Genomic DNA, 10,872 nt, shown 5'->3' with positions numbered 1-10,872 from the left:
GAGGGCATTATTTATGGCAGCTCTTTTTGCAATATGTTTTACATTTGGGTTATATTGTTTATGCTTCGGCGGTAACAGGAGATAAAAAATATTATAATAAATGGGTTATAAAGTTAATTTTATTGTTGATGTATTATAATAAATATGTTATAATAAAATTAGATATAATAGGAGATGGAATCATGCCAGAATTATGTAGATTTTTTAATATTATAATAAAAATGCTTTATAGTGACAACGATCAACATCATAAACCACACTTTCATGTTTTTTATGCTGAATATGAAGCTTCAGTAGGAATAGATGGAGAATTACTGGCAGGAAGTTTACCTATCAAACAACTCAAACTTGTTCAGGCATGGGCTGTTATACATGAAGATGAGCTTTATGAAGCTTGGAATAATGCTGTAAGAAATATTCCATTTAACAAAATAGAGCCTTTAAGATAAAGGAGTGACAAATATGTATATTAAAAACGGAATAGCTTATGCAGGAGAAGAAAAACCTTTAATCAAAATAAGCGGAGTTCGTCCATTGGATAATTATAAATTGTGGTTAAGATTTAATAACGGAGAAACAAAAATTTTTGATTTTAAACCGGAACTTGATTCACCTGCTTTTTCTCCATTAAAAAATAAAGATATTTTTGTTACCGTATATATAGATTATGGAATTCCAGTATGGAATGATGGTGAGATTGATATATCTCCTGAATATCTATATAATAATAGTGTTCCAGCATAGATTTTTATCTTGAAATTATATTTTAAGAAATACATCAAATATAAAAAATAAGGGTTTCGCTTTTACAACTTGCGAAATCCTTGAGACGGGGATGCGGACATAATCTTGGATTAGCTATATAAACTGTCCAAGATTATGTCCGCACGCCCGGGAATCCCAAGTTTTGTGTAAACTCCAAAATATAATGCGATTTAAACAAAATATCGAGGGACTGTCACAAGCGAGTAAGGAACCGTCGCCAATAGACATAAAGATGTATTTACTCCGTTTTTTGTCTGTGACTGGCCGATTGTTCCAGATATTCACGTCTGTTCTCCCACATCTTCCACCATTCCATTTCCTTGAATTCATAGGTCAGGGTAGGTTTGTCAATAACCACACGGTTTAGATTCTCCATATAGTTTACCTGGGCATCCAAAGCTTCTGATACGGCTCGGAGCGGTACCAGTGTCCGGTCTCCCACCAACCGTGCAGGTGCTTCCAACTCTACTTCCGATTCGTTGACAACCATAGTTGCGTTATCTATCTCCAGCTGAACTGTTGTGCCATCTTTCACCGCAGTTACCTGATTTGCCTCTTCGTCCCAGTTTACTTCCGCACCCAGAGATTCAAAAATTGCCCGTACCGGCACCAACAGACGGCCGTTTTCTTCCACGGGAAGCTGGTCGAGGTACAGCTGCTTGCCCTGACTGAACACCATTGTGCCATACTGCTCGTTGCCATCCAGCACATACGACTCTTCCTGCGTACCGCTTCCGGACAGGACAACTGTCTGATCCGGATTCAAATACACCGCCGGACGTACTCCCGAATTCCCTTTTTCGGTTCCTACAAAAGAGAATTTATCTGTACCATATATAGCATTCACACAGGATATAGCATTCACACAGGTGCTTCCATACGGTGACCGCAAAAGCCAAATCTTTATATTTCCCTGGTAGTCGCTGGGCTGGAAGGTAGCCCAGGCTTTTTCCGTTGCCTCTGCCTCCACATTTCCAAAAGCCTGCCACATGGCGTCCAGCTGCCACGCATCCAGAAGGAATACCGTATCCGTCACACGATACATAGCCACATGATTCACATCCGTTTGGTATAGCTTGTTGATATCCGGCGGCAATAGCAACTGTACAATAGGCATCGTAGGTATATAACTGCACTGAAAGCAATGATCTATTCCGTTGATTGAACGGCTCACTTCTCTTTCTGCCAAGGTTTGCCATTGGCTAACCGTTTTCATCAGACTCCGCTCAGTTGGAGTAAAGTTGGTGTCTGACAAAAAGCCATCCTCTTGATCGTAGGGATTCAGTAATTCAGTTTTCCATCCATTTGGCATATCAATGAATCCCATTGGCGAATTGCCACCGGGCCACTGGATCTCCTCGCCTGCCGCTGTGGCATTCAGCCATGCACGCAAGGTGGAATCCTCCCAAAAACTATACCCATATTCAAAATGTTTTGTATTTTCATCAGAACTGGGGGCATCAAAGGCCTTTAGCGTCAAAATTTTGTCACTGAGCAAAAGAATGCCGTTTTCATCCTCTGTGTTGATACATTTCCACACAATGGGGTCTCCCTGGTATTTTCCAAACTGTACATAAGTTCCCTGACCGATATCATTGACATCCGCCGCCGAGACACACACGGCACAGCTGAGCATAGCCACCAGACCTGTTAGTATCTTATATTTCTTTTTCATTGTTTTCCCTCCCTTTGTGAAGCAGGGGCGATCTGTGAATCGCCCCTACAAAACACATGACATGTTTTCTTATTCCGCTACGGGCAGGTCGGAGGCAATCACCGCTACTGCATTGTTGCTGATACGCTCATACCCTTCCTCAAAGGGAATCCACTTTCCATCCTCCCAATACCATTTGGAATCATTCTGATATTTGCTGTTATCCGTCAGTTCCAGCGCTTTGTCGCGTTTTACCAGACTTTGGGCACTGCCGTCTGCTATGTCAAACATCGCAAGCTCTATCCTGCCGTTTCGATATCCCTCCTGGTAGATCACATAATGCTGCTGGGTGGTTTCTGAAAGTTCCGGATGTTCTGTTTTGTCCGCAGAAAACTCTGCCGGGTCAATGACTGTAGCTGTATTGGTCTCTTCATTCCAGCTGACTAGATACCCCAGGTTCTCTGACAAGAACCGCAGGGGTACCATAGTTTTGTCATTGACAAGCCGTGCCGGCACATCCATAACGGCTTCTGCGCCGTTGACTGTGGCGGTGGTGTTATCTATGGCAAAGGACACACTCTTGGACTGTACCGGGATCTGCGTATCGGGTTCTGCCGCTATGGCGGCTGTTGCGGTCTGCGTCCCCTCGTCCCAGGTAACTTCCGCTCCCAGCTGCTCAAACAAAAACCGCATGGGCACCAGTGTCCGGTCGCTCTCTGTCACCGGCGGTGTTTCAAATCCAAGCACCTGGCCGTTGACCTGCACATAGGTGTCACCCTGTTTCAAGCATTGATCCAACGTGCTCTTCGGAACATAGAAATCACGATATTTTCCAACAAATGCACCTACGCCATTTACTATATCGAGGGTGTCAAAATAAAATTTTGTAAAGTAAATTCCATCCTTGGAAAGCCATCCACTATAGACTTTTCCATTATTGTCTACTAGATAATAATATTCTCCAAACACGTTTATAACTTGCTCAGCTTCTGCAAAATACGAAGAATACACTTCTTCAACCTTTGCTTCCTCATATACAATTTGATTTCCAATTTTTCCATCTACAAAGGTGTAAAGTTTCTCATCCTTTAAGGTAAGTATGGTACTTCCATTTGTCACCGGTACATGCTGCAACTCGCTCTCTATCTCCCAGTTTTCCAGATCCCGGGAAGAATAGACCAGATCAACAACTGCCTCCGGGGGATACCCGGGGTGGTTCGCCCTTAAACATCGTTCATTCCAAATCCTAACATAATATACCCCATCTATATAAGACATCTCTCTCACATACCAATCAAATTAAATTTTTTTAATCAGCTGAAAGTCCCTGTCAAGAATATAAAGATACCCAAACTGCTCTAACACTCTGCCAGATTTACCAGAATCATATGGATTGGATCTGGCCAGATACACCCGGTCTGCCCATTCGATTTCATCCATATACCCTGCCCGGCTATATGTACCGATATCTGTATCTGGATTAACGCTAAAAAGTAAACACAAAGATACAATATATGATATATTAAAAAAGACATAAAAAAAGGAGAGATACTATGGGTACAAACAATTATACAAAATATGACAAAAATTTTAAAAAATCACTTGTCTCACTCCATCAAAACAGGAAAACCCAGACCCAACTTTGTAAAGAATACGGCGTTTCCCAATCCGCTTTAGGCAAATGGATAAAACAATATTCCACTGCCCTGGTCGATGATGGCCAAGTTCTTACCGCAAAAACAGGAGGTGTGAGATTTTGGAGCTGTTTACAAAGTAGACGAAACCGGCTTTTTATGGTAAAATAGAACCATAGGGAGGCGGTTTCTATGATGGGACAGAAGAGCGGTCAAATAAAGATATGCATAATTGGTATAGGCGAATTGGTGCCCGAAAACTATTTGCATAAAAAGATAGACAAATATATTGATTTTAATTTCATATATGACTTAGCACGTCCGTATTATTCAGAAATGGGACGTAAGTCTGTAGATCCCGTTGTTATGGTAAAAATGCTGTTAATCGGATATTTGTATGGCATAAAATTAGAGCGCCGCTTGGTTGAAGAAATACATTTGAATATAGGTTACAGATGGTTCTGTGGATTCAATATAGAGGATAAAATTCCGGAACATTCTCTCTTTAGCCAAAATCGCAGAAGGCGCTTTACGGACAGTAAAATATTTCAGGATATATTCAATCAAATTGTAATAGAATGCATGAAAAAGAAACTGGTTACCGGAGAAAATATGGTAAGCGATGGAACATTTATTCCGGCAAATGTAGCATGGGACAGCAGGTATGAAGTTACATAGGCAATTCAAAAAAGCACCGTGGATTATCTGGATATATTGAAAAAAGAACTGGAAAATACAAGCGGATATAAGGAGCCGCCTATGGTAATAGAAGAAAAGAAACTGCTAAAAAGTCATACCGACCCTGACTGCTGCTATGTGAAACAGCCGCGCAAAAAAGGACTGGGTTATCTATGCGAGATGACGGTAGATACCAGCAATGGCATTATCACTGGAGTAGACTGTTTTGGAGCGAATCGTCGGGAAAGTGATATCATATTAAAACATCTCCAAAAGCAGCAAGAGATATTGGAGCTGGACATAAAACATCTCACTCTTGACAGTGGATATGATGTAGGCGCCGTACACAGGGGCTTAGAATTATTAGATATTATCGGATGCTGTTCGTCCATAAAATTTCATAACAACGCATTGAAAAAAGGATTTGAATATGATAGCGCTAAAGATTGTTTTGTTTGCCGGATGGGAAAAGAACTTGCTTTTAATAAATTGATATTTAAGAAAGGTACCTTTCATTACTACAGACAGGAGTGTATTGACTGCGAGAATTTAAAGCATTGTGCTGTTGATTATGGCAGAATCAGAATGAATGCAAGTTCGCATTATGGTGCCATGCACAGGAATCGCAAGCGTTGTTTCACTGACGAATACAAGCACCGAAAATATTGCGGTCAATTTGGAGCGAAGGGACCTTTGCGGTTCTTAAACGCGAGCATAAATTAAAACGAGCCGAAAAAAGAGGCATTCACAGGGTTCATGAAGAATGCCTCTTTTCGGCTTTGGCACTGAATTTAAAGCGGATAGTTAAAGCACTTGCGGGATCCCAAAATCCCCGCCCTTTGCCGGGTTCTGCAGGTTAACAGAAGTACTTACTATAAGCATTTCTCCACCGCCCCTGCTCCCCGTGTAAAGGAGAATCAACACATTGCTTCTTTGATCCTCCATATTTATGCTGACTACCATAAACGGCTTGGCGCATATAAAACTGCTGTTGTTCTGCAGCGTGATTATGGCATTCGTATCAGTGTCGGCAGAGTGTACCGCCTGATGAAATCTTTGCAGTTACCCAAAATGTCTACCGATAAACCTACTGTTCACCGTGTGGCTTCCCATGACCCTTCCTGCTTAAACCTCTTGCAGCAGCAGTTCCAGCAGAAAGCACTAAGCCTCGTATGGGCCAGTGATATTACCTATATCAAGGCCGACAGAAAATGGTATTATCTTTGTATTGTAATGGATCAGTTTTCCAGGAAAGTTATCGCATGGCATATTTCTGCAAAACCGGATGTAGCATTGGTTATTTCCACTGAATTTACTCCCCTCGATATATTCTTTGACATAAAAAGCACAACCTAACAAAGCTGTGTTTTTGCGCATCCGTCAATATTCATTTTTTCTCCCTATATAACCCCCATAATTTAACGATATAGACAATACCACTTCCAAGATTAGTTTGTTCTATTATCATCACATATATTATATATATTATTTTCATTTTTTTCAAGTATTTTTAACGATTTTGTTTTATTTCTGGTATACTAAATTAGAATGTTTGATTCCTCGCAATTTTTTTTTGAATTTAAAATGTTATTAAATTTTGCAATAAATATTGACAAAAATTTACAAAAAATAGTTATATATAAAAAACAATTTACGGCACACTTTTTCAAGTATAATTTTACAAATAATATGGAATAAACACTTGTAATTTTGTGTAATATGATATATAATTATGAGAGAACAAAACAATGAAATACCAATTTTTATTAAAGGGTTGTGTTGTTATGTTGTTAGATTATGGAAGTTATATAGGGAGAAAAATGAATATTGACGGATGCGCAAAAGCACAGCTTTATTAGGTTGTGCTTTTTTTGTGTAAAGAATTATTAGGGGGTGAATTCGGTGTGGCTGAAAAATAGTTTTTAAAACACTTAAACAAAAGAAAGGAAGAAAAATATATGAAAATGAAAATATTCTCAGGATTTTTATGTCTTTTTATATTATTTACCGGAGTACGAGCTTCAGCCATAGAGGCCAACTTGGAAATTACTGGATTATCTACCCAGGAAGCTTTAACAATCACTCCAAATTTATTGCAGAATTTAGAAGGTATGACAGAAGAAGAATTTGCGCAAATACCATTGATAGATGATACAGCTGCAGATGAAGAAGCGGAAGTTACAGCAGGGCCGCTGCGTGTGCAAGCAAACAACACAACTTCTCTGCATCAAAACAGTGTGCCAATGATTGATTGCCATAGGACCCAAGCCATTTATTTAAATGCAGAAGGTAAAGTATATACTTGGGGCGATGACGATGCTCTGCCTTCATCAATAGTAACGCCTACTATAATAGAAGAAATTGATTCGATAATTAAAGTTGCTGTAGGTAACTATGATTTTGTTGCACTTCGTTCTGATGGAACGGTTTGGCTTTGGGGAAACAGCGCAACCTATGGAATTGGCAATTCACTTGAGCCAACTCAGGTTACCGGTTTATCGCATATTACAGATATTGCAATAGGGTATACACATTGTCTGGCACTAAGCAACGGAGGAACGGTATATGCTTGGGGAGATAATGATAAAAAACAGTTAGGTGTTGATTCTCCTAATAAGGCTTCTACACCCGTCCAGGTTCCATCTCTACAGTCTGTAATTGCCGTTGCAGCAGGAAATAACCATAGTGTAGCCGTGACCAGTGATGGATCAGTTTGGACATGGGGAGATAACACATATGGTCAATTAGGTGATGGTACAACTACATCCCATACGCTTCCTGCAATTGTTTCAGGAATAGAAGATGTTATTGCCATTTCTGCTCGGGGTGACCACACCATGGCGCTTAAAGCAGACGGCACAGTATGGACCTGGGGATATAATACATATGGCCAAATAGGAAATGGAACAACAACACAGCAGACCACTCCCGTACAAGTATCAGGTTTGTCAAACATCGTACAAATTTCTGCTGGTATATATGGGAGCGCAGCCGTAGATACAGAGGGACAATTATGGACTTGGGGAAAAAATGATTATGGCCAACTTGGAACAGGAGATACCCTTGACAGGACAACACCCGTATGTGTTTCTTCCATTGGAGCTATTCTATTTGTTTCCATGGGAGAAGATGCTACTATTGTATTAAAAGAAGATGGAAGTCTATGGGCTGTTGGAAATAATCAGCATTTCTTTTTTGGAGTTGGAAAAGGCTGGTATGGACTTACCCCGCAAAGAGTATTATCCATAGATGATGTACAAAGTGCATCGGCAGGATTTAATTTTTCCATATTATTAAAAGAGGATGGGACCGTTTGGACTTACGGAGATAATAATGCAGGCCAGTTAGGAGTACCGGGGGCTCTAAACACTAGCATACCCATTCAGGTTTATGAAGCCGATGGCCAAACACCATTATCCGATGTGAAACAAGTGGCTGCATGTGATACAACAGCATATATTTTGAAGGAAAATGGTACCGTTTGGGCGTGGGGAAACAATTATTATGGTGAGTTAGGCACTGGATCCTCAGAATTTCAAAGCAATGTGCCTGTGCAGGTAAAAGGTGAAAATGGAGAAGGATATCTTACAAATGTGATAAAACTTATAGCCTACGACATGACTTGTATTGCCATTAAAGCAGACGGTACTTTGTGGGGCTGGGGAGAAAACAGATCTGATTTACTTGGAGATGATACATATGAATATTGTGTGAAGACCCCAATACAATTTGAAGTTACAAATGTTGTAGATGCAACACAAAATGGAGAAGGCGTATTAGCAGTCAAATCCGATGGAACATTTTGGTGGAAAGGCAACGATTCTTATGGACAGTTATCTGGTATTTCCTCTCTTACCTCTGTTGCATCATTTTCTTTAGGCAACGGATATTGTATGGCCTTAAAAACAGATGGCAGCGTTTGGGGTGTAGGAAATAATAGCTACCATAACCTTGGACCTGGAAACTCTTCTTATACCACACCGCAGCAGATTTTAAGCGCAGAAGAAAATATAATTGCAATTGAAGCAGGAGATAACAGCCTGGCATTGAAATCCGATGGCACTCCGCTAAGCTGGGGTGGATATAATTTCAATGGGGCGTTAGGAAATGGTTCTACATACTCTACTCAAGCTCCCACTCCGATACTTGGGCCTAATGGGATAGGCACGTTATCAAATATTAAATTTATTTCATGTTCAGAAGATCATTCTATTGCAATAGATAATGATGGTATTGCCTGGACATGGGGCAGTAATTCAGATGGGCAGTTAGCGGACGGTGTATATGTAAGATCTTCTCTTGAGTGGATACGCGTACACACTCCAACCAGCGGAAGCATTGCTTCAGCCAGCGGCACATATCATACGGTGATCTTAAACAGCGATGGCACAGTATGGGCTGCTGGCCGCAACCAGTACGGGCAGCTGGGAATTGGTACTACTACAGATTCGTCTGAAGCTGTACAGATCAATAATTTAGGTGCAGTCATTGCTGTTGCTGCAGGGGATAATCACACCTTGGCTTTGAAAAATGACGGTTCTGTATGGGCTTGGGGTAAAAACACCTACGGTCAGTTGGGGAACCAATCCAGCGCCAATGCCTCTGCCCCTGTACAGGTCTTAGATGATGATGGGGAGGCTTATCTTGAAGATGTAATTGCGATTGCGGCAAATGCCGATTACAGCCTGGCGCTCAAGGCAGATGGTACCCTGTGGAGCTGGGGATTGAATGACCAGGGACAACTGGGCGATGGAACCGTTAACAGCCATAATCTGCCCACGCAGGTCAAAGGCGTAGACGGGACAGGCTATTTAACCGATATAACTGACATGGCCGCCGGCGAAAAACACGCCATTGCTGTTAAATCAGATGGCACCGTCTGGACTTGGGGGGATAATCAATATTGGCAGCTTGGCGACCATTCGGATATGGAATCCTATACCCCTGTCCAGGTGACCGGTTCGAACGGCACAGGGACTCTAACTGACGTGGTGGCTGTAGCAGCCGGACGAGATGCCAGCTATGCTTTAAAGGCAGATGGCACAGTCTGGGCCTGGGGATACAACGCCTTTGGCCAGATTGGCGACGGCAGTACCACTCACGCAGAAACTCCCACCCAAGTTAAGGGTGAAAATGGTAATGGATTTCTGACGGATGTGGCAGACATCAGTGCAAATATGGCAACCGTCTATGCCAAAAAATCTGATGGAACCGTCTGGGTCTGGGGTAATAATGAGTTTGGGCAGTTCGGTGACACAACTACAACCAATTCCTCGACTCCGGTACAGGTTTATGATACAGATGGGCTGAGTGGTATGGAAGATATCCGTTATGTTTCGGCAGGTGACCATATGGTCATACTAATCAAGGGCGACGGTAAAATTTATGCTTCCGGATACAATCGATACGGAGAATTTGGAATAGACACCAACAATAATCGCACCTCAGTCCCTGTTCGTGCTTTTACAAAATACATTCTATATGATGATTATGGTAATGATTTTATAAATGCTACAGAAATTTTAGTTAATCGAACCATTTTAGGTGAGATCAACTATGCTACGGATGTTGATTGCTTTAAATTCAGTGTACCATTTGAAGATGGTTATTTATTTAAAAGCACAGGCATTATTGTTCCAACTATTTATAATGAGAACTATGAACCAATTTGTACATTTGGCCCAACGGCTTTTCATTTAGTACCAAACAAAACATATTACATCAAAGTAACCGGGCCAGTCAATGCATACAGCTACACCATAATTCAACCCACCAATACACTATATATTGCCGATGCAAGCCTGCTGGAAGGTACCACTGGGGAGACAGAATTAGAGCATCTACAAACGGGATATGTTCGTGCCAAAATCAATATTATAAATGAATATATAGTAAATAAACGTGTTTCTGTTCTGGTAGCACTTGTGAAAAAAAGCACTAATGCTTATGTAAATCATACAGTAGTGGATAAGATGCTGGGTGGCGGCGGATCAGAGTATATGACCGTAGGCTTTAATGTTCCAGGAAGCGGACAAGACTACAAAATTGTGATTCAGTTATGGGACAGTATGCTGACCATGAACCTGCTCGGCAGTGAATGGGTCTTGCAATAGATACATAGCCAGTGAAAGGAGGGACGGA

The 10,872-nt window shown here is 41.2% G+C and carries 10 protein-coding genes and 1 pseudogene; 8 read left to right on the top strand and 3 right to left on the bottom strand.

The genetic code is table 11. The features are described 5' to 3' along the window. On the top strand, positions 1-449 hold a 449-nt coding region (locus INF28_RS11435; protein ID WP_226393593.1), incomplete at its 5' end, for a DUF4160 domain-containing protein. Positions 450-462: 13 nt separating this feature from the next. Beyond that, complete coding sequence (locus tag INF28_RS11430) at positions 463-744, top strand: DUF2442 domain-containing protein (RefSeq protein ID WP_226393592.1); 282 nt, start codon at positions 463-465, stop codon at positions 742-744. A gap of 259 nt (positions 745-1,003) precedes the next feature. Here the strand turns inward: INF28_RS11430 and INF28_RS11425 are convergent, their stop codons facing one another. From INF28_RS11425 to INF28_RS11415, 3 genes are all read right to left on the bottom strand, one after another. Next, positions 1,004-2,440, bottom strand: a complete 1,437-nt coding sequence (locus INF28_RS11425) for a stalk domain-containing protein (protein WP_226393591.1) — start codon at positions 2,438-2,440, stop codon at positions 1,004-1,006. Between the two features lie 69 nt (positions 2,441-2,509). Beyond that, positions 2,510-3,697: a copper amine oxidase N-terminal domain-containing protein gene (locus INF28_RS11420; protein WP_226393590.1), complete on the bottom strand. Its 1,188-nt coding sequence runs from the start codon at positions 3,695-3,697 to the stop codon at positions 2,510-2,512. 21 nt (positions 3,698-3,718) lie between these two features. Further along, positions 3,719-3,859: a hypothetical protein gene (locus INF28_RS11415; RefSeq protein WP_226393589.1), complete on the bottom strand. Its 141-nt coding sequence runs from the start codon at positions 3,857-3,859 to the stop codon at positions 3,719-3,721. Positions 3,860-3,972: 113 nt separating this feature from the next. Here INF28_RS11415 and INF28_RS11410 point away from each other — a divergent pair. The 6 genes and pseudogenes from INF28_RS11410 to INF28_RS11385 all read left to right on the top strand — a co-directional run. Then, positions 3,973-4,158 (top strand): annotated as a pseudogene (locus INF28_RS11410) (transposase); the annotation flags it as partial. A gap of 87 nt (positions 4,159-4,245) precedes the next feature. Beyond that, positions 4,246-4,731 (top strand): transposase, encoded by a 486-nt coding sequence (locus INF28_RS11405; protein ID WP_226393588.1) that lies wholly within the window; start codon positions 4,246-4,248, stop codon positions 4,729-4,731. Positions 4,732-4,749: 18 nt separating this feature from the next. Next, positions 4,750-5,454, top strand: coding sequence for a hypothetical protein (locus INF28_RS11400; protein WP_226393587.1), 705 nt, complete (start codon positions 4,750-4,752; stop codon positions 5,452-5,454). Then, on the top strand, positions 5,397-5,591 hold the full coding sequence (locus INF28_RS11395) for a transposase (RefSeq protein ID WP_226393586.1): 195 nt from the start codon (positions 5,397-5,399) through the stop codon (positions 5,589-5,591). The genes INF28_RS11400 and INF28_RS11395 overlap by 58 nt, the downstream gene beginning before the upstream one ends. Continuing rightward, complete coding sequence (locus INF28_RS11390) at positions 5,545-6,087, top strand: DDE-type integrase/transposase/recombinase (RefSeq protein ID WP_226393585.1); 543 nt, start codon at positions 5,545-5,547, stop codon at positions 6,085-6,087. The genes INF28_RS11395 and INF28_RS11390 overlap by 47 nt, the downstream gene beginning before the upstream one ends. 602 nt (positions 6,088-6,689) lie before the next feature. After that, positions 6,690-10,844 (top strand): RCC1 domain-containing protein, encoded by a 4,155-nt coding sequence (locus INF28_RS11385; protein WP_226393584.1) that lies wholly within the window; start codon positions 6,690-6,692, stop codon positions 10,842-10,844. Positions 10,845-10,872: the final 28 nt, after the last annotated feature.

Source organism: Ructibacterium gallinarum, assembly GCF_014982785.1.
Classification (GTDB): domain Bacteria; phylum Bacillota; class Clostridia; order Monoglobales; family Monoglobaceae; genus Ructibacterium; species Ructibacterium gallinarum.
Note: the sequence above shows the minus strand (reverse complement) of the source record. Positions and strands in the feature narration are given on the sequence as shown.

Bases quoted from the DNA above. Each gene is read 5' to 3' on its own strand.
- INF28_RS11425 (WP_226393591.1), bottom strand. From the start codon at position 2,440: ATGAAAAAGAAATATAAGATACTAACAGGTCTGGTGGCTATGCTCAGC.
- INF28_RS11385 (WP_226393584.1), top strand. From the start codon at position 6,690: ATGAAAATGAAAATATTCTCAGGATTTTTATGTCTTTTTATATTATTT.
- INF28_RS11415 (WP_226393589.1), bottom strand. From the start codon at position 3,859: ATGGATGAAATCGAATGGGCAGACCGGGTGTATCTGGCCAGATCCAAT.
- INF28_RS11405 (WP_226393588.1), top strand. From the start codon at position 4,246: ATGATGGGACAGAAGAGCGGTCAAATAAAGATATGCATAATTGGTATA.
- INF28_RS11420 (WP_226393590.1), bottom strand. From the start codon at position 3,697: ATGTCTTATATAGATGGGGTATATTATGTTAGGATTTGGAATGAACGA.
- INF28_RS11430 (WP_226393592.1), top strand. From the start codon at position 463: ATGTATATTAAAAACGGAATAGCTTATGCAGGAGAAGAAAAACCTTTA.